At 61.5% G+C, this 24,115-nt stretch carries 20 protein-coding genes; 13 read left to right on the top strand and 7 right to left on the bottom strand.

Annotation, left to right across the window (positions count from 1 at the left end; all coding sequences use genetic code 11):
* Nucleotides 1–174: 174 nt before the first annotated feature.
* From AB5Y97_RS12280 to nadK, 3 genes are all read right to left on the bottom strand, one after another.
* Nucleotides 175–1,065: a manganese-dependent inorganic pyrophosphatase gene (locus AB5Y97_RS12280; protein WP_227094972.1), complete on the bottom strand. Its 891-nt coding sequence runs from the start codon at nt 1,063–1,065 to the stop codon at nt 175–177.
* A 307-nt stretch (nt 1,066–1,372) separates the two neighbouring features.
* A complete protein-coding gene (gene recN, locus AB5Y97_RS12275; RefSeq protein ID WP_227094971.1) occupies nt 1,373–3,037 on the bottom strand; it encodes a DNA repair protein RecN in 1,665 nt (554 codons plus the stop codon).
* 251 nt (nt 3,038–3,288) lie between these two features.
* On the bottom strand, nt 3,289–4,173 hold the full coding sequence (gene nadK, locus AB5Y97_RS12270) for an NAD(+) kinase (RefSeq protein ID WP_005338038.1): 885 nt from the start codon (nt 4,171–4,173) through the stop codon (nt 3,289–3,291).
* 291 nt (nt 4,174–4,464) lie between these two features.
* On the opposite strand from nadK, the gene grpE reads away from it, so the two are divergent.
* From grpE to AB5Y97_RS12230, 8 genes are all read left to right on the top strand, one after another.
* Nucleotides 4,465–5,040: a nucleotide exchange factor GrpE gene (grpE, locus tag AB5Y97_RS12265; protein ID WP_005338036.1), complete on the top strand. Its 576-nt coding sequence runs from the start codon at nt 4,465–4,467 to the stop codon at nt 5,038–5,040.
* Nucleotides 5,041–5,338: 298 nt separating this feature from the next.
* On the top strand, nt 5,339–7,267 hold the full coding sequence (gene dnaK, locus AB5Y97_RS12260; protein ID WP_042053028.1) for a molecular chaperone DnaK: 1,929 nt from the start codon (nt 5,339–5,341) through the stop codon (nt 7,265–7,267).
* A gap of 101 nt (nt 7,268–7,368) precedes the next feature.
* Nucleotides 7,369–8,511: a molecular chaperone DnaJ gene (gene dnaJ / locus AB5Y97_RS12255; protein ID WP_005338032.1), complete on the top strand. Its 1,143-nt coding sequence runs from the start codon at nt 7,369–7,371 to the stop codon at nt 8,509–8,511.
* Between the two features lie 264 nt (nt 8,512–8,775).
* The gene (locus AB5Y97_RS12250) at nt 8,776–10,266 is read left to right on the top strand and encodes a carbohydrate porin (RefSeq protein WP_368158053.1); all 1,491 of its coding nucleotides are present in this window, start codon (nt 8,776–8,778) and stop codon (nt 10,264–10,266) included.
* Nucleotides 10,267–10,381: 115 nt separating this feature from the next.
* Nucleotides 10,382–11,338: an aminoimidazole riboside kinase gene (locus AB5Y97_RS12245; RefSeq protein ID WP_368158051.1), complete on the top strand. Its 957-nt coding sequence runs from the start codon at nt 10,382–10,384 to the stop codon at nt 11,336–11,338.
* An 83-nt stretch (nt 11,339–11,421) separates the two neighbouring features.
* Nucleotides 11,422–12,786 carry a sucrose-specific PTS transporter subunit IIBC gene (locus AB5Y97_RS12240; protein ID WP_368158049.1) on the top strand — a complete coding sequence of 455 codons (1,365 nt, stop codon included), beginning with the start codon at nt 11,422–11,424 and terminating at the stop codon, nt 12,784–12,786.
* On the top strand, nt 12,786–14,201 hold the full coding sequence (locus AB5Y97_RS12235) for a glycoside hydrolase family 32 protein (RefSeq protein ID WP_368158047.1): 1,416 nt from the start codon (nt 12,786–12,788) through the stop codon (nt 14,199–14,201). Before AB5Y97_RS12240 ends, AB5Y97_RS12235 begins: the two co-directional genes overlap by 1 nt.
* Before the next feature lie 27 nt (nt 14,202–14,228).
* Nucleotides 14,229–15,239 carry a LacI family DNA-binding transcriptional regulator gene (locus tag AB5Y97_RS12230; RefSeq protein ID WP_201974204.1) on the top strand — a complete coding sequence of 337 codons (1,011 nt, stop codon included), beginning with the start codon at nt 14,229–14,231 and terminating at the stop codon, nt 15,237–15,239.
* 91 nt (nt 15,240–15,330) lie between these two features.
* On the opposite strand, the gene AB5Y97_RS12225 is transcribed toward AB5Y97_RS12230, so the two are convergent.
* The 4 genes from AB5Y97_RS12225 to AB5Y97_RS12210 form a co-directional block, all read right to left on the bottom strand.
* The gene (locus AB5Y97_RS12225) at nt 15,331–16,059 is read right to left on the bottom strand and encodes an MgtC/SapB family protein (protein WP_064336900.1); all 729 of its coding nucleotides are present in this window, start codon (nt 16,057–16,059) and stop codon (nt 15,331–15,333) included.
* Between the two features lie 217 nt (nt 16,060–16,276).
* Complete coding sequence (locus tag AB5Y97_RS12220) at nt 16,277–16,666, bottom strand: hypothetical protein (protein ID WP_236768535.1); 390 nt, start codon at nt 16,664–16,666, stop codon at nt 16,277–16,279.
* A gap of 380 nt (nt 16,667–17,046) precedes the next feature.
* On the bottom strand, nt 17,047–18,318 hold the full coding sequence (locus tag AB5Y97_RS12215) for an NAD(P)/FAD-dependent oxidoreductase (RefSeq protein ID WP_368158044.1): 1,272 nt from the start codon (nt 18,316–18,318) through the stop codon (nt 17,047–17,049).
* Between the two features lie 54 nt (nt 18,319–18,372).
* Nucleotides 18,373–18,558 carry a DUF2892 domain-containing protein gene (locus tag AB5Y97_RS12210; protein WP_005344304.1) on the bottom strand — a complete coding sequence of 62 codons (186 nt, stop codon included), beginning with the start codon at nt 18,556–18,558 and terminating at the stop codon, nt 18,373–18,375.
* Nucleotides 18,559–18,646: 88 nt separating this feature from the next.
* On the opposite strand from AB5Y97_RS12210, the gene AB5Y97_RS12205 reads away from it, so the two are divergent.
* The 5 genes from AB5Y97_RS12205 to AB5Y97_RS12185 are packed head-to-tail and all read left to right on the top strand — an operon-like array spanning nt 18,647 to nt 24,112.
* The gene (locus AB5Y97_RS12205; protein WP_005338008.1) at nt 18,647–18,961 is read left to right on the top strand and encodes a helix-turn-helix transcriptional regulator; all 315 of its coding nucleotides are present in this window, start codon (nt 18,647–18,649) and stop codon (nt 18,959–18,961) included.
* Nucleotides 18,961–19,374, top strand: a complete 414-nt coding sequence (locus AB5Y97_RS12200; protein ID WP_198303961.1) for a YeeE/YedE family protein — start codon at nt 18,961–18,963, stop codon at nt 19,372–19,374. The genes AB5Y97_RS12205 and AB5Y97_RS12200 overlap by 1 nt, the downstream gene beginning before the upstream one ends.
* Before the next feature lie 13 nt (nt 19,375–19,387).
* The gene (locus AB5Y97_RS12195) at nt 19,388–19,858 is read left to right on the top strand and encodes a YeeE/YedE family protein (RefSeq protein WP_005338003.1); all 471 of its coding nucleotides are present in this window, start codon (nt 19,388–19,390) and stop codon (nt 19,856–19,858) included.
* Between the two features lie 41 nt (nt 19,859–19,899).
* Nucleotides 19,900–20,955, top strand: a complete 1,056-nt coding sequence (locus tag AB5Y97_RS12190; RefSeq protein WP_368158074.1) for an efflux RND transporter periplasmic adaptor subunit — start codon at nt 19,900–19,902, stop codon at nt 20,953–20,955.
* On the top strand, nt 20,948–24,112 hold the full coding sequence (locus AB5Y97_RS12185; protein ID WP_368158041.1) for an efflux RND transporter permease subunit: 3,165 nt from the start codon (nt 20,948–20,950) through the stop codon (nt 24,110–24,112). Before AB5Y97_RS12190 ends, AB5Y97_RS12185 begins: the two co-directional genes overlap by 8 nt.
* The last annotated feature ends 3 nt before the right edge of the window (nt 24,113–24,115 follow it).

The raw sequence follows: 24,115 nt of genomic DNA, 5'->3' as shown, positions 1-24,115 counted from the left end.
AGCCGCAAATATGTAAGCAAAGTTATGGCGTTAACTGTCAATAAGCCGAGAAAGGAGTAAGCGAGAGGCCGCAGTCGTGAGCATGATGGTCAGCAAGAGGGGGGCGACTGGCGGTGGCGATGAGAAAGCCCTGCGCAGAGACAGGGCTTTGGAATAGGTGATGGCGAGGGAGGATCAGGCCTTGGCCAGCAGATCCATCACCCAGGGCAGACCCTGCTTCTTGCGGCTGACAAAGCCCGGGTGGTAGCTAGACTCGGCCGGTACTTTGGCGTGCTCGGTAAAGTAGATACGGCTGGCTGCGGCCGTCAGGTCAGTCACCATCAGCACGAAGAAGTCGAGCCCTTCGCTCTCCACGCGCTGGGCCATCTCCTGCTGCAGGGCTGGCAGGTGCTCGGCCAGCTGCTGTTCGCTGCCCACTTCGATCTGGCTCATGATGAAGTTGCAACCTTCCGCCTGGAATGCCTTCTCATCCTGCTGCAGCAGTTGAGCCGGAGTCAGGCCGCTCAGGTCGGTTTTCGCCATCAGCAGCTGTTGGCCGAACTCGGCCAGCGATACTTCGGCCTGCGGTGCAAGACGCTCGCAGGCGATCTTGTCCTGCTCGGTGGTGGTGGGCGAGGTGAGACAGAGGGTGTCGCTCATGATGGCACCCAGCATCAGGCGAGCCTGGCTGCGGGTTACAGTGCCTTGCTGGCTCAGCAGATCGAAGGCGATGGTGCAGGTGCAGCCGACAGCCCGGATCCACGCATCCAGCGGAGATTGGGTGACCAGAGTGCCGAGACGGTGGTGATCCACCAGGCCCAGTACATTGGCTTGTGCCAGTGTGGCAGGGCCCTGTTCCAGATCACTGAAATCCACCAGCCAGACATCTTCACCGGTCAGATCTTTGGTCAGCAACTCGGGTTCGCTGACGCCTGCCTGCTCCAGAATAAAACGGGTTTCGGTGCGCAGGTCACCCAGACGCCATGGGGTGGCCTGACGGCCCTGGCCATTGAGCCAGTCGGTGATAACCAGCGCACTGCAGATACTGTCGCTATCAGGATTCTTGTGACCAAAAACGTGGATCATAGACAAAGCCTCACAATTGGATACCCATAAAGGGGGGCAACACTATGCGAAATCCGCCACATGAAGGCAACCGGATCCACGCCCATGTTGCTGCCAGCTTCGCCTAACTCGCCATTTTATTGATCTGGGTCGGTAATCCTGACGCGAGTTCAGTTATCACAGTTGGCTATTGGCTATTGGCTATTGGCTATTGGCTATTGGCTATTACTGGCTGCGCAGGCCATAGCTCTCGCCTGTGCCTGCGCAGTCAGCATGTTCGGTCTGCACTGTCAGTCGCCATCGCTGCAAATGGGCTTTATTGCCTGATTCAGCGACGCAGCAGCTCGCGGGCATTGGCCAGGGTGTTGTCGGTGATCTGGTCGCCGCCGAGCAGACGTGCCAATTCATTGAGGCGGGCGGTCTCATCAAGGGCACTCATTTGGGTTTCGGTGGTTTTGCCATCGGTATGCTTGCTCACCACCATATGCTGGTGGCCGTTGCCAGCCACCTGAGGCAAGTGAGTGACCACCATCACCTGAGTGGACTCCCCGAGCTGGCGCAGCAGGCGACCCACCACGGCGGCAGTCGGGCCGCTGATCCCCACATCCACCTCATCGAAAATCAGGGTCGGGGTGGAGACCTTGCGAGCGCTGATCACCACGATGGCGAGGCTGATACGTGACAGTTCACCGCCTGAGGCCACCTTGCCAAGCGGTTGGATCGGTTGGCCCGGGTTGGTGGTGACCATAAATTCCACCCGATCTATACCCAGCGGAGAGAGGCTGCTCTGGGCATCGGGGCGCACCTCGATGGCAAAACGGCCATCGGGCATCGCCAGTTCGTGCATGCTGTTGGTCACCTTGGTGCCCAGCTCCTGGGCGTAACGCTGACGGCTCTGGCTCAGTGCTTCGGCGGCCTGGACAAAAGCCTGTCGGGCCTCGGCCAGCTCATCTTCCATCCCCTCTAACCGCTCTTCGTCGGAGTTGAGGCGGGCGAGATCGGAGGCTAGCTCCTGATGGTACTGAGCCAGATCTGCCGGTTTGACATGGTGCTTGCGGGCCAGATTGATCGCCTTGGAGAGGCGGGCCTCCAGCTCGTTGAAACGCTCGGGATCCAGCTCCAGCCGATCGAGGTAGCTGCGCAGTTCGCTGTGACTCTCCTGCACCCCGATCAGCGCTTCGTTCAGCATCTCCAGTACCGGGGTGAGGCGGCTGTCCATGCTGACCAGCCCCTCGGCCCGATCGACGGCCGATTGCAGCAGCCCTGCGATAGTGGTCTCTTCGTTGTCATAGAGCAGGTCGAGGCAAGCCCCACACTCTTGCATCAGTTCTGTGCCGTTGGCGAGACGCTGGTGCTCTTCCTCGATCTCTTCGAACTCCCCCGGTTGCAGGGCAAATTCGTCCAGCTCCTGCACCTGGTACTCGATAAGCTGACGGCGCGCTTCCCGCTGCTGCTGCTCGGCCTTGAGCCGGTTCAGTTCGTTTTGCAGTTGGCGCCACTGCTGATAGTGCTGGCGCACCTCGTCGAGCAGCAGATGGTGACCGGCATAGCCATCGAGCAGGGCGAGCTGGTAGTCCGGTTTGAGCAGCATCTGGTGGGCATGCTGACCGTGTACGTTGACCAGCAGTTGGCCCAGATTCTTGAGCTGGGTGAGGGGGACGGGCACGCCGTTGATATAGCTGCGTGAGCGCCCCTCGGCTGAGATGACTCGCCTGACGATACACTCACCTTCGTTTTCCAGCTCGTTGGTAGCGAGCCAGGCGCGGGCGGCCGGGTTGTTGTCGAGCAGGAAGCGGGCGCTGACCTCGCTTTTGTCGCTATCGGGTCGCACCATGCCGGCTTCTGCCCGCTCTCCGAGGCAGAGACCAAGAGCGTCGATGGCGATGGATTTACCGGCGCCGGTCTCACCGGTGATGCAGGTCATGCCCGGTTGCAGATCGAGTTCGAGAAACTTGACGATGGCGAAGTTGTTGACGGTCAGCTGGGTCAGCATGGTCTCATCCTGTATAGGTCAACATTACTGTGTATGCATCCAGTATATACTGGTCTTATATACAGTAAAGAGGGCGCCGTCATTTTTAGTACAGGAAAGGTGCGCCAGTGCGGTATGGCTATGAGAATGCGGTACTGACTATTGGCACGCGGTACGGATATGAGAGGGCAGGGGATGTTGCCACGACAGAAAAGAGAAGGGCGCCAATTCAGGCGCCCTTCTCTGGCAATGCCGTTGTCGGTCAAAGCTGATTAGAACAGCTTGCTGCCCCAGCCGAGCTTGTTGCGCAGTACGTGGAAGTAGCTGTAGTCGAGGGGATGCACCAGATGAAGCTGGTGGTGGCTCTTCTTGATGAGGATCTCGTCCCCCGGGTGGACCGCCAGCGTCACCTGGCCATCACAGCTGACCTGCATGGCATCGTCCTGATTATCCGGCGAGACCAGCAGCCGTACTTCGCTGTCGGCATCGAGCACGATGGGGCGACTGCTGAGGGTATGCGGGAACATGGGCACCAGCGTGATGGCGTTGAGCTTGGGGGTGAGGATGGCGCCACCTGCCGACAGGGAGTAGGCGGTCGAGCCGGTCGGGGTGGCCACTATGATGCCGTCCGAACGCTGGCTATACATAAAGCTGCCATCGATATAGACCTCGAACTCGATCATGTGGGCGATCTTGCCCGGGTGCAACACAGCCTCGTTGACCGCCAGATTGCTCGACTTGCGCTCGCCGTGGCGATAGACCGAGGCTTCCAGAAGGAAGCGGTGTTCGCTCTTGTAGTGGCCGGAGAGCACCTGCTCCAGCGGCAGCAGGTAATCTTGTGGCGAGAGATCGGTCAGAAAGCCGAGGTTGCCCCGGTTCACCCCGATCACTGCTACATCGAAGCGCGACAGTACTCGCGCCGCCCCCAGCATGTTGCCGTCACCGCCGACCACGATGGCGAGATCGGCCTGCTGGCCCAGTTGCACCAGATCCATCACGTTTTCATCGAGGATGCTCAGGGTCTGGGCGACCCGGCTCTCCACCAGTACCCGAAAGCCGCGGGCGGTCAGGTATTGATGCAGGCCGGTCAGCGTCTGGTTGGCCCCCTCATGGTGGGGTTTGCCAATCAGGGCGATGGTTTTGAACGGAGAATCCATAGTCAGTCAGATCTGGGATGGGTATTGCGGGCCAGTATACAGTGCTTTGCTCCGCTTGTGACGCTCTCCCGTGTGACGGGGGTGGCTATCCCCTTGAGGTTACTGGTTAAACGGTGAGCGGCAACTCGGATAAACCGCCGGTTGCGGCTATTCAGCAACCCTGATTGCCCTTTACCCCTTGAAAGCCGGGGATGCATCCCCATAATAGCGCCAACATAGTCGGTCTGTTGTCGTCCGGTCGCTCAACCAGACGTCAGGGCCCTCATAAGTAACCCCGGAATTGGAGATGTCATGAACCACGAAGAGCAAAAGGTTGAAGCGATGGAGCAAGTGGAAGCCCAGCCAGTCGAGCCGACCGATGTAGACAGTGAAGTGACAGCCGAGCAGGCCCGTATTGCCGAACTGGAAGCGCAGTTGGAAACCGCCATCCAAAAAGCGGCGGAAGAGCGTGAACGCGCCCTGCGTACCGCCGCCGAGATGGAAAACCTGCGCCGTCGTACCGAGCTGGATGTGGAGAAGGCGCACAAATTCGCTCTGGAGAAGTTCGCCAATGAACTGCTGCCGGTGCTGGACAACCTTGAGCGTGCCATCGAACTGGCCGACAAGGAGAACGAAGCCCTCAAGCCGATGATCGAAGGTGTCGAGCTGACCCTGAAATCCATGCAGAGCGGCGTGGCCAAGTTTGGTCTGGTGGCGCTTGACCCGATCAACCAGCCGTTTGACCCCAATGCCCATCAGGCGATGAGCATGGTGCCGAGTGCCGATGTGGCCCCGAACACCGTCATTGCAGTGATGCAGAAGGGCTATGACCTCAACGGTCGGGTGATCCGTCCGGCCATGGTGATGATCGCCAAAGCGGTCGACTGATTGGCTGTGGGTGCCCGAGCCCGCCCTGTGGCGGGCTTTTTGTTTCGCAGTGCAGCACCTGTTCATCTTGCCCGGTTTTACGGCTCAACGTGACCGCGCAACCATGACAAAGGGTGTGGTTTTTTAGGGTTGGGGCTTGAAGCTGCGTCTGGCGACCCCATATAGGTAGCAAGGCCGCGGCGGCACAAAAAATTTGATGCCGGGAGCTTGAAAGCCAGATTGGCAGCCCCCACCTAGCCGTTAACGCATTAAGGCGAGTTCCTCGCCAGTTTATTCAAAGTATTTGGAGATTCGTCAAATGGGTAAAATCATCGGTATTGACCTGGGTACTACCAACTCCTGCGTCGCTATTCTGGATGGCGACACTGCTCGCGTGATCGAGAACGCAGAAGGCGATCGTACTACTCCGTCCATCATTGCCTATGCCGATGATGGCGAGATCCTGGTTGGTCAGCCGGCCAAGCGTCAGGCCATCACCAACCCGAAAAACACCCTGTTCGCCATCAAGCGTCTGATCGGTCGTCGTTTTGAAGATGAAGAAGTGCAGCGTGACCTGAAAATCATGCCGTACGCCATCGCCAAAGCTGACAACGGTGACGCATGGGTTGAAGTGAAGGGCAAGAAAATGGCACCGCCGCAGATCTCTGCCGAAGTGCTGAAAAAGATGAAGAAGACCGCTGAAGACTACCTGGGCGAGCCGGTAACCGAAGCCGTTATCACTGTTCCGGCCTACTTCAACGACGCCCAGCGTCAGGCTACCAAGGATGCCGGTCGCATCGCAGGTCTGGATGTAAAACGCATCATCAACGAACCGACTGCTGCTGCATTCGCTTACGGCGTGAACAAGGTCAAGGGCGAGCGCAAGGTTGCCGTATATGATCTGGGTGGCGGTACTTTCGATATCTCCATCATCGAGATCGACGAAGTGGAAGGCGAAACCACCTTCGAAGTACTGGCGACCAACGGTAACACCCACCTGGGTGGTGAAGACTTCGACAACCGCGTCATCAACTATCTGGTAGACGAGTTCAAGCGTGAGCAGGGCATCGACCTGCGCAACGACCAGCTGGCGCTGCAGCGTCTGAAAGATGCCGCCGAGAAAGCCAAGATCGAGCTCTCTTCTGCCCAGCAGACTGACGTCAACCTGCCGTACATCACTGCAGATGCCACCGGTCCGAAGCACATGAACATCAAGGTGACCCGCGCCAAGCTGGAATCCCTGGTAGAAGACATGGTGAAAGACTCTCTGGAGCCGGTTCGTGTCGCCCTGAAAGACTCCGGTCTGGCAGTTGGCGAGATCGACGACGTGATCCTGGTTGGTGGTCAGACCCGTATGCCGCTGGTTCAGAAGACCGTTGCCGAGTTCTTTGGCAAAGAGCCGCGTAAAGACGTCAACCCGGACGAAGCCGTGGCCATGGGTGCTGCCATCCAGGGCGCCGTACTGTCCGGTGACAAGACCGACGTACTGCTGCTGGACGTTACCCCGCTCTCCCTGGGTATCGAAACCATGGGTAGCGTGATGACTGCGCTGATCGAGAAGAACACCACCATCCCGACCAAGAAGTCCCAGGTGTTCTCCACAGCCGAAGACAACCAGTCTGCCGTGACCATTCACGTGCTGCAGGGTGAGCGCAAGCGCGCCAGCGACAACAAGTCTCTGGGCCAGTTCAACCTGGAAGGCATCCGTCCGGCACCGCGTGGTCTGCCGCAGATCGAAGTGACCTTCGACATCGATGCCAACGGTATCCTGCACGTCTCTGCGAAAGACAAAGAGACCAACAAAGAGCAGAAGATCACCATCCAGGCCTCCTCTGGTCTGTCTGATGACGAGATCGAGCGCATGGTACGCGAAGCCGAAGCCAACGCGGCCGAGGACAAGAAGTTTGAAGAGCTGGTACAGGCTCGCAACCAGGCTGATGGTCTGGTCCACTCCGTACGCAAGCAGATCACCGAAGCCGGTGAAGCCCTGCCTGCCGACGACAAGACCAAGATCGAAGCTGCTCTGAGCGAGCTGGAAGTTGCCATCAAGGGTGACGACAAGGCTGCCATCGAAGCCAAACAGCAGGCTCTGCTGGAAGCGTCCCAGAAGCTGATGGAAATTGCCCAGCAGCAGGCTCAGGCCCAGGGTGCAGCCGGTGCTGATGCCGGTCAGTCCTCCTCTTCTGCCAAGGCTGACGACGACGTAGTCGACGCCGAGTTCGAAGAAGTGAAAGACGACAAGAAGTAAGCCCTACCCAGATGGGCGGAGTCCGCTTCGCCCATCGGCCTGGTCAATGAATTCACGGGCGTTGGGTAACCAACGCCCGTCTGCGTAACCACAGGATGAGTATGTCGAAGCGCGATTTCTACGAAGTACTGGGTGTGGCGAAAGATGCCGACGATCGTGAGATCAAGAAGGCGTACAAGCGCCTGGCCATGAAGTATCACCCGGATCGTAATCAGGGTGATGCCGCATCCGAAGAGAAGTTCAAAGAGGTCAAGGAAGCCTACGAGGTCCTGACCGATGCCAACCTGCGTGCCCGTTACGACCAGTACGGCCATGCCGGTGTCGACCCGAGCCAGGGTGGCGGTGGCCACGGTGGCTTTGGCGGCGGTGCCGACTTCGCCGACATGTTTGGTGACGTATTCGGTGACATCTTCGGCGGTGGCCGTGGTGGTGCCCGTCGTGGCCCGGCCCGTGGCTCCGACCTGCGTTACACCATGGAGCTGACGCTGGAAGAGGCGGTACGCGGGGTCTCCAAGGAGATCAAGGTGCCGACTCTGGTTCACTGCGAAGTCTGTAACGGCTCCGGTGCCCACACCGGCAGCAGTGCCCAGACCTGCCCGACCTGCCACGGCTCCGGCCAGGTGCAGATGCGTCAGGGCTTCTTTGCGGTGCAGCAGGCGTGTCCGCACTGTCACGGTCGCGGCAAGATCATCAAGGATCCGTGCCGCAAGTGTCACGGTGAAGGTCGCTACCAGCGCACCAAGACCCTGTCGGTGAAAATTCCGGCGGGCGTCGATACCGGCGATCGCATCCGTCTCTCCGGCGAAGGGGAGGCAGGGGAGGCAGGGGCTCCGGCAGGGGATCTCTACGTACAGGTGCACGTCAAAGAGCACGAGATCTTCGTGCGTGACGGCAACAACCTTTACTGCGAAGTGCCCATCAGCTTCACCGCAGCTGCCCTCGGTGGCGAGATTGAAGTGCCGACCCTGGATGGCCGCGTCAAGCTCAAGGTCACTCCGGAGACCCAGACCGGCAAGATGTTCCGCATGCGCGGCAAGGGCGTGAAGTCAGTACGCTCCGGTCAGGTAGGGGATCTGATGTGCAAGGTGGTGATCGAGACGCCGGTCAACCTCACCGAGCAGCAGAAAGAGCTGCTGCGCCAGCTGGACGAGTCGTTCAGCGGTGCTGCTGCCAAGACCCACAAGCCGAAATCGGAAGGCTTCTTCGAAGGGGTGAAACGCTTCTTCGACGATCTGACCAGCTGATTTCAGCGACCCGAATAAACAGAGCCGGCCTTGTGCCGGCTCTTTTTTTGCCCGCCATTTAGCCAGGATCCGCCCTATTGAGTGGATCCTGATGAGGGATCCTCCTCACAACTCCCGCCAATTCCTGCTGTACAAATGTTATCCCGCTCACACCGTTGCTGAAACGGTTTAGTTGTCATATTGAGTTGGCTAAATTGGTTTAGCTGTGCTCTGGCTGTCGATAACAACAGCGCCCGTTCGGGCCACAGATGACAGGTGAGGAAGATGATGATGTTCAAGAGCAAGTTGGCGCTGGCGGTAGCGCTGGGATTGGGGATGATCAGCCCGCTGTGGGCGGCGGATGGCGGTATCGAGGCCCGTCTGGCGGCGCTGGAGGCGCGGGTACAGGCGGCTGAAGCGAGAGCAGAGGCGGCAGAGAGCCGTGCCAGTCAGGCGGAAGTGAAGGCGAGCGCGGCCAGCGAGCAGGCGCAGGTGGCAAACAACCGCAGCCAGCAGGTGGATGAGAAGACCGCTGGTGCCCAGGGCTTCGAGTTTCACGGCTATGCCCGCTCAGGCCTCTTGGTCAACAGCAATGGCAACGGTGGGCGCGGCGGCCCCTACATCACGCCAGCCGGTTCGGTGGGTGGGGCCGTCGGTCGCCTTGGCAACGAGGATGACACCTACATGGAGGCCAACCTGCTGAAAACCCAGACCTTCGAGGATGGCAGCTGGGCCCGCTACAAGCTGATGCTGGCGGACGGGGTAGAGACCAGCAACGACTGGACCGCCAGCGATTCGAGCCTCAATACCCGTCAGGTGTTTGCCGAGATCGGCAATCTGGCGAGCTTCGACGGCCCCTTCAAGAATGCGGTGCTCTGGGCGGGCAAGCGCTTTGACCGCGACAACTTTGACATCCACTGGCTCGATTCCGACGTGGTGTTCCTGGCCGGTACCGGCGGCGGCGTCTACGACGTGCAGCTGGCCGACAGCTGGAAGGCCAACTTCTCCCTCTATGGCCGCGATTACGGCGACATCAGCGCCAGCGGTCTCTCCGATATCGAGAGCTACATCCTCACCATGAACAACCGCATCGGTAACTGGCAGTGGATGGTGAACGGTCTCTCGGCCAAGGACAATGACGCCCGCATCAATGACAAGGGGGCGGGCAGCGAGGCGGCGGACAAGGGGGCACACACCCTGCTGGCCTACCACGGCGAGAGCTTCTTTGGCATCAACCCAGGGTTTGCCAAGGCAGCGGTGCTGTACGGTCATGGGTTGGGGGCCGAGGTCAAGGGGCTGGGCTCTGACAGCGAACTGCTGCCGGACGCCGATGCAGTGCGGGTCGCCGTGTTTGGCGCCACCGATCTCAACTCGCGCTGGCGTTTTGCCCCGGCCCTGCTGGCCGAGCAGAGTCAGGATCGCTACGTGAAAGGGGACGAGTACCGCTGGCTCACCGTCAATACCCGGGTAGCGCAGGTGCTGAGCCAGAACGTCGAGCTGGTCTACGAGGCGGCTTGGCAGTACATGGATCTCGATCCCAAGGGCTACAAGGGACGCCAGGCGGTGAACGGCAATTTCACCAAGCTCACCTTCGCCCCCACCTTCAAGGCGCAGACCGCCGGTTTCTTCGAGCGGCCCGAACTGCGGGTGTTCGCCAGCTGGATGGACTGGTCCTCCGAGCTCGACAACTACGCCAGCGACGATGCCATGGGCCAGAGCAACTTCACCGCCGGTGGCGAGTGGAACTTTGGCGTGCAGATGGAAACCTGGTTCTAGTTCGTTATCCCGATCACAAAAATGGCAGCCGGTGCCGAGATCTGTTGGTTGGCTAAAGCGGTTTAGCTGATAATGCCAGCCAACAGAATAGAGTTCGGGTTTGACCGTGGATCCGATGCAGCAGTGGAGTAGCAAGGTGACGAATCGTGTGTGGGTAATGGGGGATGCGGTGGTGGACTTGATCCCGGAAGGGGCGTTGCACTACCTCAAGTGTCCGGGTGGCGCACCCGCCAATGTGGCGGTTGGTGTGGCACGGCTGGGCGGCGATGCGGCCTTTATCGGCCGGGTCGGAGCCGATCCGTTCGGCCGCTTTATGGCCGATACCCTGAGCGGGGAGGGGGTGGATATCGGTGCGCTGCGGCTCGATCCAGACCATCGCACCTCTACCGTGCTGGTGGCACTGGATGATGAGGGGGAGCGCAGCTTCACCTTTATGGTGCGCCCCAGTGCCGACCAGTTCCTCACCCCGGATGAGTTGCCCCGCTTTGATGCCGGTCAGTGGCTGCTCACCTGCTCCATCGCGCTCGCCAACGAGCCGGTGCGCACCAGCTGCCTGCAGGCTATGGCCGCCATCAAGGCGGCAGGCGGGCGAGTCTGCTTCGACCCCAACCTGCGTCCCGAGGTGTGGGGCAACCCCGCCGAGATGCTGCCGCTGGTGCGTCAGGCCATCGGGCAGGCGGATGTGGTCAAGCTCTCCATCGAGGAGCTGCAACTGCTGAGCGGCGAGGATGATCTGGTCGCCGGGCTTGCGACTCTCTCTGGCCCGGCGCTGGTGCTGGTGACCAGAGGGGCGGTCGGGGTGGTGGCTCGCCTTGATGGCGAGATGCTGGAGTGGGTAGGGCAGAAAGTGACGCCCATCGACACCACGGGGGCGGGGGATGCCTTCGTCGCCGGTCTGCTGGCGGCGCTGGCCGGGCGCTCGTCGCTGCCGACGCTGGCCGAGTTGCCCGCCATTCTGGCTCAGGCTCACGGCTGCGGGGCGCTCGCCACCACCGCCAAGGGGGCCATGACGGCGCTGCCGACCCGCTGCGAACTGGATGCCTTTTTGCGATCAGACGCAAGCGGCTGTTGATCTGCGGCTAGAAGCCCGGCTCGACAGCCCCTACTCTCATGTGACAAGGGCCCGCCAGCGTGGCGGGTCATAAGAGGAAGAATATGAATATCAGTGCGATAGCCAAGGATCTGGTGCCCCTGCTCGGGGGCAAGGAGAACATTGTCAGCGCTGCCCACTGCGCCACCCGGCTGCGGTTGGTGCTGGCCGATGACAGCAAGGTAAACAAGGCCGCCATCGACAAGCTGGAGGGGGTCAAGGGGTGCTTTAGCAACGCGGGCCAAATTCAGGTTATCTTCGGCACCGGTCTGGTCAACAAGGTCTATGCGGAGTTTGTGACGCTAACCGGTACCGGCACCGCCAGCAAGGCGGAGCTGACCGACATGGCGGCGGCCAAGCTCAACGTGGCCCAGCGGCTGGCGCGAACCCTCTCCAACATCTTCGTGCCGATCATTCCGGCCATCGTCGCCTCCGGCCTGCTGATGGGGCTGCTCGGCATGGTGCGCACCTACGGCTGGGCCAATGCCGACAGCGCCCTGTTTGTGATGCTCGATATGTTCAGCTCGGCGGCCTTTATCATATTGCCGATCCTCATCGGCTTTACGGCGGCGCGGGAGTTTGGCGGCAATCCGTACCTCGGGGCGACCCTTGGCGGCATCCTCACCCACCCGGCGCTGACCAACGCCTGGGGCGTGGCCGGTGGCTTCAAGACCATGGATTTCTTCGGGCTCGATGTCGCCATGATCGGCTATCAGGGCACCGTCTTCCCGGTACTGTTGGCTGTCTGGTTTATGTCCCATCTGGAGAAACAGCTGCGCAGGCGCATTCCGGATGCGCTGGATCTGATCCTCACGCCGTTTCTCACCGTCATCATCACCGGCTTCGTGGCGCTGCTCTTTATCGGCCCTGCGGGTCGGGTGCTGGGGGATGGCATCTCGTTTGGTCTGAGCGCCCTCTATGAGCAGGCAGGCTGGCTGGCGGGGCTGGTATTTGGCGGCACCTATTCGCTGATCGTCATCACCGGCATCCACCACAGCTTCCACGCCATCGAGGCGGGGCTGCTGGCCAATCCGCAAATTGGCGTCAACTTCCTGCTGCCCATCTGGGCCATGGCCAACGTGGCACAGGGTGGGGCTTGCCTCGCGGTCTACTTCAAGACCCGCGACGTGAAGATCAAGGCCATTACCGTGCCGGCTGCCATGTCCTGCCTGCTGGGTATCACGGAAGCGGCGATCTTCGGGGTGAACCTGCGCTACATCAAACCCTTCCTCGCCGGTCTATTTGGCGGGGCCTGCGGCGGCGCCTACGTGGTGGCGGCCAAGGTGGGGATGACGGCGGTGGGGCTGACCGGTATTCCCGGCATGGCCATCGTCCAGCCCATGAGCCTTGTTCATTACATCATCGGGCTGGTGATCGCCTTTGGTGCCGCCTTCGCCGCTTCCTACCTGCTCAAGTACAAGGTGGAGTGATGAAGGAAAGCGATCTTCTCAACCAGATTGTCCGGTCGTTGCTGGCCGGACAGCTCAAGGCGGCGGCCGATCCCCATCGGCCCCGCTGGCATCTGGCAGCCCCGGTGGGGCTGCTTAATGATCCCAACGGCTTTATCGAGCACGATGGGCGCTACCACCTTTTCTACCAGTGGAATCCGCTTGGCTGCGAGCACCGCAACAAGGGCTGGGGCCATGTCACCTCCACCGATCTGCTGCATTGGCAGCACGAGCCGGTGGCGCTGTTGCCCACCGAAGCCTATGAGAGCCACGGCTGCTATTCGGGCTCGGCGGTGAGCGACGAGCAGGGGCGCCTGACCCTTATCTACACCGGCAATGTCAAATACCCGGATGGCAGCCGCACCGCCTATCAGTGTCTGGCCCGCGTCGACGGTGAGGGTAGTTTTGCCAAGCTGGGGCCTGTGCTGGATCTGCCCGAAGGCTACAGCGGCCACGTGCGCGACCCCAAGGTGTGGCATGACGGCCAGCAGTGGCTGATGGTGCTGGGGGCCCGCACCCTGGATGACAAGGGCGAAGTGCTGCTCTATCGCGGCGACACCCTGCAAAGCTGGCAGCGGGTGGGCCCCATCGCCGGTAGCGGGCGCGGGGGGCTGGGTGAGTTTGGCTATATGTGGGAGTGCCCGGATCTCTTCCCGCTGGGGGAGCGCCATGTGTTGATCAGCTGCCCGCAGGGGATTGCCCCGGCAGGCGAGGATTATCGCAACCTCTACCAGTGCGGCTGGCTTTCTGGCAACTTCGACAGCGAGCGCTTCGAGCACGGGGCTTTCCACGAGCTGGATCGGGGCTTCGAGTTCTATGCGCCGCAAACTACCCTGGACACTCAGGGTCGCCGCCTCCTGTTCGGTTGGCTGGGGCTGCCGGAGGAGAACGAGATGAGTCAGCCTACGATCGCTCACGGCTGGCTCCACCAGATGAGCTGTCCGAGGGAGCTGTTCTGGCAGGATGAGTGGCTCTGCCAGCGGCCGGTGGCTGAGCTGGCAGCATTGAAGGGAGAGCTGACCCGCTTCGAGGGGACGCTTGGCGAGTTTCCGGGGCTGGCCATCGACTCGGCCTGGCTCGATCTGGACCTGTGTGGTGAGGGGAGCCTCTGGTTTGGTGCCGTGGCCGAGCTGTGCTGGCAGCCGGGGCGCATCACCTTGCGGCGCCAGAACTGGCAGAGCGGAGCGTGGGAGACCCGCAGCAGTCCATGGGCTGGCGGGCGGATCACCGTCCTGTGCGATCGCTCCAGTCTGGAGTGTTTCATCGATGAGGGGCGAAACAGCTTGTCAGCGCGCTACTTCCCCGGGGAAAAGCCGCAACTTTCATCAGGTAACGGCGATGATGGCTGCAAAATTTGCCTCAATCACTGGCCGCTGTCGGCGTGCCTAGTACAATAGCCCGGTTCTAGTCAGCCGGGAGGCCAGGTGGAGAAGAAGAAACGGATCACGATTGCCCAGATCGCCGAACTGGCGGGGGTGTCCAAGGCGACCGCCAGTCTGGTGCTCAACGGGAAGAGTGCGGAGTACCGGATTGCCGACGATACCCGCAAGCGTATTCAGGCGGTGGCGGAGGAGTGTCACTACCTGCCGAGCTTTCACGCCCGCTCCCTGCGTGAGACCCGCAGTTACACCTGGGGACTGGTGATACCCGATCTCACCAACTTCGGTTTTGCCCGCATTGCCCGCGCCCTCGAGGCGCACTGCCGGGAGGCGGGCATCCAGCTGCTGATCGCCTGCTCCGAGGATGATCCCGCTCTCGAGCAGCGGGTGGTGGACAACCTCATCAGCCGTCAGGTGGATGGGCTGATTGTCGCCTCCAGCGGCCACAGCGATGACATCTATGCCCGCATTCACGACCGCCTGCCGGTGGTGCAGCTCGACCGCCATATTGGCGAGTCGCGCCTGCCCATGGTGATCTCCGATGCCTGCAAGGCGACCGCTGAGCTGGTGCGGGACATGGCCAGCGAGTGCGGCGAGGAGATCTACTACTTCGGCGGCCTGCTGGATCTCTCCCCCAGCCGTCACCGGCTGGCGGGCTATGAGCTGGGGCTCCATCGCGCCGGTTTTGAAGCCGATGCCGCCCGGGTGCGCCATCGCGACTACCAGCCGAGCTCCGGTTATCAGCTGATGGCCGAGCTGGTGGCCGAGCTGGGGGCGCCTCCCAGGGGGCTCTTTACTGCCTCCTTTACCCTGCTGGAAGGGGTGCTGCGCTACCTCAACGAGGCGGGGCTGATGGAGACGGGCATGCGCCTGTGTACCTTCGATGATCACGACCTGCTCGACTGCATTCCCATGCGCATCGACTCGGTGGCGCAGGATTGTCCGGCGCTGGCCCACGCCGCTTTCGAGCTGATGCAGCAACTGATAGCGGGCAATCCTCCCGCGCAGACTGCCCAAGTGATCACCCCCAGGGTGCGCTGGCGCAGTCGCCGCTAGCCACTCTTCGCCCATCCATATGAAAAAGCCCCGCCATTGCTGGCGGGGCTTTTTGCTGTTGGCGGATGGAGCCATGACTCTGGCTGACAGCTCAATCGGTGGTACTGGTGCGCCAGAACACCTGCTTGATATGGGGGTGGATGGCCAGCTTTTGCATCAGGGCATCCAGCTCGTCGCCATCGATGGAGGTAGCCAGCAGCACCGCCGAGATCTCCAGATCCCCCGCGCCAAACGGCTCGATATCGAGTTCGCTCAAGGGGTAGTTGGCCTGCTCCAGCATTTCTTCCAGCCAGTGAAGTACCTCTTTTTGATGCTCGCGCTGGGTCAAGGCCGTCACCTTGTAGGTCACTTCGGTGTCGGTATTGTCCACCGGGCGGCGGTTGATCTGATTGACAAGCGGTCGCAGCAGGGTGTTGGCGGCCAGCACGAACAGGGCGCCCAGAATTGCCTCCATGGCCAGCCCGGCGCCACAGGCGGCGCCGACCGCTGCTACGCCCCAGAGGGTGGCTGCGGTGTTGATGCCGCGGATATTGCCCGACTCGCGCATGATGACGCCGGCGCCGAGAAAGCCGATGCCGGAGACGATATAGGCCACTACATGGACCACGTTGTAGTTGCCGCCGTGCAGGTCATAGATACGCTGGGCCAGACTGACGAACAGGGCGGCCCCTACGGCGACCAGCACGTTGGTGCGCAGGCCCGCGGTACGTTGGCGGTACTGGCGCTCCAGTCCGACCAGACTGCCAAGCACAAAGGCGAGCAGCAGGCTGGCCAGGGTGTCGAGCAGGGAGATCATGTCAATTTGTTGCCACATCTTCATGGCGTACTCCTTCTGATAAGCGCTGGCTTGACGCAATCCATGATGAAACGCCGGGGGGCGGATGGATCAGGGGATGATTGCGCGGATGGCCAGCAGACAAACAAAACGCTGCGTCCCGGGGCGCGAGCATCATCGGATGCCCTGACGCTCGGAGAGGACGCAACAAGCGGGGCCAGCGTGGCTGGCCCCTTTCACTGTGGTTAACGCAGGTGTGCGGTCAGTTGAGTTCGGGATCGCAGTCGATGCGCGGGCGCAGTTGCCAGCGCACCGGATGTGCTACTCCGACCTGATGAACGAACTGCACCAGATAGCGTCGCTGGGGCGGGGTGCACTGCAGGTTGAGCACCAGCTCTCGCCCGCCGCCGCGACCCGGCTTCATCGATTGCATCGGTTGCAGGGTGTGGTTCACCATATCCAGCACCTGCTCCATATCGGCGCGATCCTCACAGCGGATCTGCAGCCGGTAGTGGTGCTGACGCTGTTTGCCGCCCAGCCAGCGTGGCAGCATGCCACGGCCGAGCCTGCTCAACAGGGGGTGAGCCCGGGTAGCAACAGAACCTGTTGCGACCGCGCGATCCGCAGCCGGTTTGATTGAGATAAAACGCATAGCAGCCTCCTTGTGGGAAGCAGAAACTATGCAGGCATGGCGACCGTGGCGGTTGGCCACTGGTTGCCAGACGTCAAGTGTAAAAAGGGAGAAGAGGGGAGTGGATTTCCGCTTCTCGCAGGGTTGCGAGTTGCGGCAGAGAAAGACCTGCGGCTAGCTCGCGACCTTGGTACCGACGATGAGGGTCGGTCTACAACTGTCACTTGATGAGTTGCCCACTGATGGTCTCCGCTATTGATAAGAGGCTCGAATGATAGCCGAGGTGGCAGGCAGGGTAAACCCCGCGCCGCCCGCAGCAACATCTTGAAACATAATCGAAAGCTCCGTTTTGCCGCGCAGGGCCGCCAAAAGCAGACCCGGCGAGGGCCGGGTCTGCGGGGTCATTCGGTCTTGTCGATGCCGAGGTATTTGAGCATCAGTTTTTCGTAGATGGGCTCGGTATCCCCCACCTGCATCTTGTGCAGGAAGTACTTCTCAAAGGCGATCTTGGCCAGATGGACCCACTTTCCTTTCTTGAACCAGGCGACGTTGCGCGGCGGGATCTGCGGCATGGCGACGAAGGCGGCACCTGTGTCCCCCATGTCTGCCAGACAGATGGCATTCCACACTGCCTTGGTCACCGGCGGCTGGCCGCTGAGCTCCGCCTTGATGTTGTGGCTCAGGGTGCGCACCATCGCCTCAATCATGTAGCCGGTCTTGGGCACCCCGGTCGGTACCGGCGTCTTGTGCGGCGGTGCAATGGCGATGCAGACCCCGGCGGCGTAAATCTGCGGGAAGGCGGGGTTGCGCTGGTGTTCGTCGACGATGACAAAACCGCGGGGATTGACCAGCCCCTCGATGCCCCGCAGCGGCGCAATGCCGACAAAGGCGGGCAGCATCATGGCGTGTTTGTAGGGCAGGGTGTGGGTGCGCTTGAGGTTGCCCTCATCGTCCAGCTCCTCCACCGTCATCTGGCCATCTTGCGCCGCCACGGTGCGGGCATTGCAGATCCACTGCACGTCGCGCATCCGCAGTTCGCTCTCCAGCATCCCCTTGGAGTCACCCACGCCGTTGAGACCCAGATGGCCGATGTAGGGCTCGCTGGTGACAAAAGTCATGGGCACATTTTTTCTCACCTTCTTGTCGCGCAGGTGGCGATCGAGGATGAATGCGTACTCGTAGGCGGGGCCGAAGCAGGAGGCGCCCGGCATGGCGCCGACAATCACAGGGCCGGGCTCATCGACCAGTGCGCTGACGCTGTGACGGCACTCTTCGGCGTGGGAGAGGGTACAGACGCTGGTGGTGCCACCGGATTCGGGGCCAGCCCCCGTCACCTCGTCAAAGGCGAGGGCCGGACCGGTGCAGATTGCCAGAAAGTCGTAACGCAGGGTCTGGCCATCGGAGAGGGTGAGCTGCTGCTCCGCCGGTTGCAGCTCGGTCAGGGCGGCATGGATAAAGCGGATCCCCTTTTTCTTCACATGGGGTTCGATGGGGATCGAGGTCTCCTTGCGCTCCCGCCACTGGACGGCAATCCAGGGGTTGGAGGGGGTGAATTCAAAGTCCGGCTTGTCATTGATGAGGATCACCTCATGCTGCTTGCTCAGTTCGGCCTTGAGTTCGTAGGCGGCAGACATGCCCCCGAGACCCGCGCCGATGACGATTACCGTTGCCATGTTCAGCCTCCTGCGTTTATTACACGCTCATGTGAGCCGGGTCATCCGACCCTGTTATTTAAATCCTATCCGTTTGAGGATCATCGCTGCCGGGCAGAAACCGGTGAATGCGCTCTGGATCAGGTTGACCCCGACAAAGGCACTCAACCAGACAAAGCCCGGATGAACCCAGGTGGTAAGGATCAGCGAGAGCAGCAACATGCAACCCGCGACGATTCTGACTCCGTTATCTACTGTCATGGTCCTTCTCCTTATCTACTTTAGATATTGCTAATTTAGTGTTGTTTTATACAATAGAACAAATATCAGCAATTGCTAATTTACTCTTATGAGCCAATTCGACGAGATGAACAGACATGCGACAGCCGCCGCCTCCCTGCTCAAGGCGTTGGCTCATCCCGAACGCCTGATGGTGCTCTGCCAGCTGGTGGAGGGGGAGAAGGGGGTCGGGGAGCTGCTGGCCCATAGCCAACTCGGGCAGTCGGCCTTCTCCCAGCAACTTTCGGTATTGAAGCGCTACGGCCTGATCCGTTCGCGCAAGGTCTCCCAGCAGATCTACTACTCGCTGGTGAGCGAGGCGGCCGCCGATGTGTTGGGCGCGCTGCAAACCCATTTTTGTCACTCAGAAAATAAGGAATCTTGATGATGGAAAGCCAATGGCTGCTCTCTTTGGGCGGTGGCATGCTGGTGGGGCTGTCGGCCCTGATCCTGATGTTGTTCAACGGCCGGGTGGCCGGGATCAGCGGCATTTTGGCCGGTGCGCTGCAACACCGTGCACCGTGGCGGGTGCTGTTTCTGCTGGGGCTGGGGGCGGGCGCCTGGTTGGCGCTGACTCTGGGTTGGGCCACCATGCCCGCATTCACCACCTTGCCCGGCTGGCCTGTAGTGCTGCTGGCCGGTCTGCTGGTCGGCATCGGTACCCGTCTTGGCAATGGCTGCACCAGCGGCCACGGCATCTGTGGCATGGGGCGGCTCTCCCTGCGCTCCATCGTCGCCACCCTGACCTTTATGGCGGCTGGCTTTATCACCGTCTTCGTCACTCATCATCTGCTGTAAGGGGCTGATCGCCATGAAGTTGCTGACAAGTTTGTTTGCGGGTGTGTTGTTCGGACTGGGGATGGCCATCTCCGGCATGATGGATCCCGCCCGGGTCACCGGTTTTCTCGATCTGGCCGGGGCCTGGGATCCCAGCCTCGCCTTCGTGATGGGAGGGGCCCTGCTGGTCTTTATGCCGGGTTATTTTCTGCTGGTGAAACCCCGTCGCCAGAGTGTGCTGGGGGAGCCCATCGCAGCCGTACCAGCCCCTCGGCTGGAGCGCAGGCTGATCGGCGGGGCCGCGCTGTTTGGCATCGGCTGGGGATTGGTGGGTATCTGCCCGGGGCCTGCTCTGAGTCTCATTTCCAGCGGGCAGCCCATGATAATGTTGTTTATAGCGGCCATGGTGGCCGGGATCTTGCTGTTTGACAGAGGGCTGGCCAGGGTGCTGACCAAGGCGCCAGTTCGGGGAGTGGATAAGGTGCGCCAGTCCCATACCGCCTGATCCCGTGAAGTGACAGATTACGCCAGGGAAGGAGAGTAATGATGGAAAAGATCCGGTTGCTGGGGATCACCTTGTTGGTGATGACATCGCAGGCCATGACATCCACCCAGGCCATGGCTACAGACGGGGAGCCTATTGCCCCACTCAAAGAGCCCCCGTTGACAGTGGCGCCACAGCCGGTGACCGACTGGCTGACGCTGGATGGCACCGTCAGTGCCATCAATCAGGGGACGGTGGCGGCCCAGACCAGCGGCCGGGTCTCCCGCATGCTGGTGGATGTGAACGATCAGGTGCAGGCGGGGCAACCGCTGCTGGAGATCAGCGGCAAAGAGCAGTTTGCCGCCGTCACGGGGGCCGAGGCGCGGCTGGCGCGGGCGCAGGCTCAGCAAGTGGAAGCCGAGCGCCAGCTCGCCCGCTTTCAGGCGCTGATTGCCAAGGGGGTGATCACCCGCGCCCAGCTCGATAATGCCCAGGCGACGGATCGCGCCGCCCGCGCCGAGGTGAACGCTGCCGATGCGGCTCTCACTCAAGCCCGCGAGGCCTACGGTTATACCCGCATTCTGGCTCCCTATGCAGGGGTAGTGACCAAACGGCTGGTGGAGTTGGGGGAGACTGTCGCCCCCGGTACCCCGCTGCTCTCCGGCTTCTCCCTCGACACATTGCGGGTGGAGGTGGAGTTGCCCCAATCCGCCCTGACGCTGGCTCGTGAGCCTGCGGATGTGCAGGTGCTGCTGCCGGATGGCAAGCTTGTTACCCCGGTCAAACTGACCCGCTTCAATTATGCCGACAGCCAGAGCCACGCCTTCAGGTTGCGCCTCGACTTGCCGCCGCAAACCGCCGGGGTATTGCCCGGCATGTGGCTCAAGGTGCAGCTCAAGCAGGGTGAGCGTCAGGTGTTGCAGGTGCCGGATCGCGCCCTGCTGCGGCAAGGGGAGTTCAACGGCGTCTATCTGCAGCAACCCGCTGGCTGGACCCTGACGCCGGTGCGGGTCGGCCATTGCGTAGAGGGGCAGTGCGAGATCCTGGCCGGTCTGCAAGCCGGTGACAAGCTGGCCCCCGATGCCTGGGCGCAGCAGCAGGAGGTGGCCCATGAGTAGCGAGCTGAACGGCAACAAGGAGAGGCTGGGGCCTGCCGGTCGGCTGGCTGCGCTGTTTCAGGGCTCGGCCATCACCCCGCTGCTGGCGCTGGTAGGGCTGTTGCTCGGCCTGTTTGCAGTGCTGGTGACTCCCAAGGAGGAGGAGCCGCAGATCGATGTCACCTTCGCCGATGTCTACATTCCCTTCCCGGGAGCCACTCCGGCTGAAGTGGCCTCTCTCGTTACCACCCCTGCCGAGCAGGTGGTCTCCCAGATAAAGGGGATCGATACTCTCTACTCTTTTTCCCAACCCGATGGCGCCCTGCTGGTGGTGGTGTTCAAGGTGGGGGTAAGCCGCGAGCAGGCCATCGTCGATCTCAACAACCAGCTCGACTCCAACCGCGACTGGTTGCCACAGGGGATCGGGGTCGGTCAGCCGCTGGTAAAACCCCGGGGGATCGATGATGTCCCTATCGTCAGTTTGACCTTATGGAGCAAAGAGGGGAGCAAGCAACTGGGGGCTCCCGAGTTGACCCGGGTCGCCCATGAGCTGGAGACCGAACTCAAGCGCATTCCCGGTACCCGCGATATTTACACGCTGGGCAGCCAGAGCGCCGTGTTGCGGGTGATGCCGGATCCGGCGGCCCTCAGCGCCCACGGCATCAGCTGGGGCGAGCTGAGTCAGCGCCTTGCGGCCGCCAATCAGGTGGGCACCACACAGGCCATCGAGCAAGATAACCGGGAGATCAAGGTGCAGGTCGGGCTGTTCCTGCAAAACGAGCAGGAGGCTAGAGAGCTGGTGGTGGGGCTGCACGACGGCAAGCCGGTCTATCTGGGGGAGGTGGCCAGGGTCTCTCTGGGTCAGGAGACCCCGACCAAACGCAGCTGGATGGGGCAAGGGCAGGCCAGTTATCCGGCGGTGACCCTGGCCATCGGCAAGCAGTCAGGCCAGAACGCGGTCGAGGTGGCCAAGCGGGTGGAGGCGCGGGTCGAGAGTCTCAAAAATCGGCTTATCCCTGCCGGCGTCGAGGTAACGGTGACCCGGGACTACGGCGTCACCGCCGAGACCAAATCCAACACCCTGATCGGCAAGCTCATTTTTGCCACCACGGCGGTGGTGCTGCTGGTGCTGGTGAGCATGGGCTGGCGTGAGGCGCTGGTGGTGGGCGTTGCCATCGTCATCACCCTGGCGCTGACCCTGTTTGCCAGCTGGGCGTGGGGCTTTACCCTCAACCGGGTGTCGCTGTTTGCGCTGATCTTCTCCATCGGCATTCTGGTGGATGATGCCATAGTCGTGGTGGAGAACATCCACCGTCATCGCGGTTTGGGCAAGGGGGCGCTCAAGGATCTGATACCGGGGGCGGTGGACGAGGTGGGGGGGCCGACCATACTGGCGACCCTGACCGTCATCGCGGCCCTGCTGCCGATGGCCTTTGTCAGCGGGCTGATGGGCCCTTACATGAGCCCCATTCCCATCAATGCCAGCATGGGGATGCTTATCTCCCTGCTGGTGGCCTTTATCTTCTCCCCCTGGCTGGCGAGCCATTTGCTCAAGGATTCGGTGCACGGTGCCCACGGCGAGGCCAAGGCGGGTCTTTTTCACCGGCTGATGACCCCTTTCCTGATTGGTGATGGCGCCAAGCGTGCCAGACGCAAACTCTGGCTGGTGGTGTTGCTGCTGGTCGGGGCGGCTACCGCCATGCCGGTGGTGCAGTGGGTGGTGCTCAAGATGCTCCCCTTTGACAACAAGTCGGAATTTCAGCTGGTGCTCGATATGCCGGAGGGGGCAACCCTGGAGCAGACCGAACGTACCCTGCTGGCGGTCGGGCGGGAGCTTGCCAAGGTGGAGGAGGTGAAGGATTACCAGATCTACGCCGGCACCGCCGCCCCCATCAATTTCAACGGGCTGGTGCGCCACTACTTTATCCGCAGCGGCGCCAACGTGGGGGATATTCAGGTCAATCTGGTGGACAAGCATGAACGGGATCGCAGCAGTCACCAGATTGCCCAGTCGGTTCGGGAGCCGCTGCAGGCCATCGCCAGTGCGGCAGGGGGCAACCTGAAAGTCGTTGAGGTGCCGCCCGGCCCGCCGGTCTGGTCCCCCATCGTTGCCGAGATCTATGGCCCGACTCAGGCCGCCCGCGAAGCGGCGGCTCGCGCCGTACAGGCCCGCTTTGTAGCCACGGCGGATCTGGTGGATGTGGATATCTATCTGACCGACCCGCAGCCCAAGTGGCGGCTGGTGGTGGATCGCAGCAAGGCGGCCCTGCTCGGGGTCGATCTCGGGGATCTGGTGAACACCCTCAATGGCGGGGTGGGTTATCAGGATGCCAGCTGGCTGCAGGGTCACGGCGCCAAGTATCCGGTGCCGATCCGTATCGAATTGGCTCCCGGTGACAAACGGGAGCTGGCGGGTGTGCTGGCCCTCAAGGTGCGCAGCCAGAGCGGTCAGCTGGTGCGGGTCTCCGAGCTGGTGAGTCGCCGTGATGAGCTGGCCCCCAGCTATATCATGCACAAGAACATGCAGCCCATGGTGATGGTGGTGGCCGACATGGGTGGACATACCGACAGCCCGCTCTACGGCATGTTTGCCGCCGGTGCCGACATCGACCTGCCCCAATATTACGTGCAGCAGCCCGATAAACTGGGAGAGGTGGCGCTGTTGTGGGACGGGGAGTGGAAGATCACCTACGAGACCTTCCGCGACATGGGGCTAGCCTACGCCGTGGGGATGCTCCTCATCTACCTGCTGGTGGTGGCCCAGTTCCGCTCCTATCTGGTGCCGCTCATCATCATGGCCCCCATTCCGCTCACCATCATAGGGGTGATGCCGGGCCACGCCCTGTTGGGGGCCCAGTTTACCGCCACCTCGATGATCGGGATGATCGCCCTGGCCGGGATCATCGTACGCAACAGCATCCTGCTGGTGGACTTTATCGAGCAGCAACGCAGCGCCGGGGTGGCGTTCGAGCAGGCGGTGATCGAAGCGGCGCAGGTGCGGGCAAAACCCATCATGCTGACGGCGCTGGCGGCGATGATCGGGGCCCTGTTTATCCTCGATGATCCCATCTTCAACGGACTGGCCATCAGCCTGATTTTCGGGATCCTGGTCTCCACTTTGCTCACCCTGGTGGTGATACCCTTGCTCTATTATGCCCTGCTCTCCCGACGCACATGACGG

The organism is Aeromonas sp. R10-2 (assembly GCF_040908445.1).
GTDB lineage: Bacteria > Pseudomonadota > Gammaproteobacteria > Enterobacterales > Aeromonadaceae > Aeromonas > Aeromonas veronii.
This window is presented reverse-complemented; position numbering and strand designations above follow the sequence as displayed.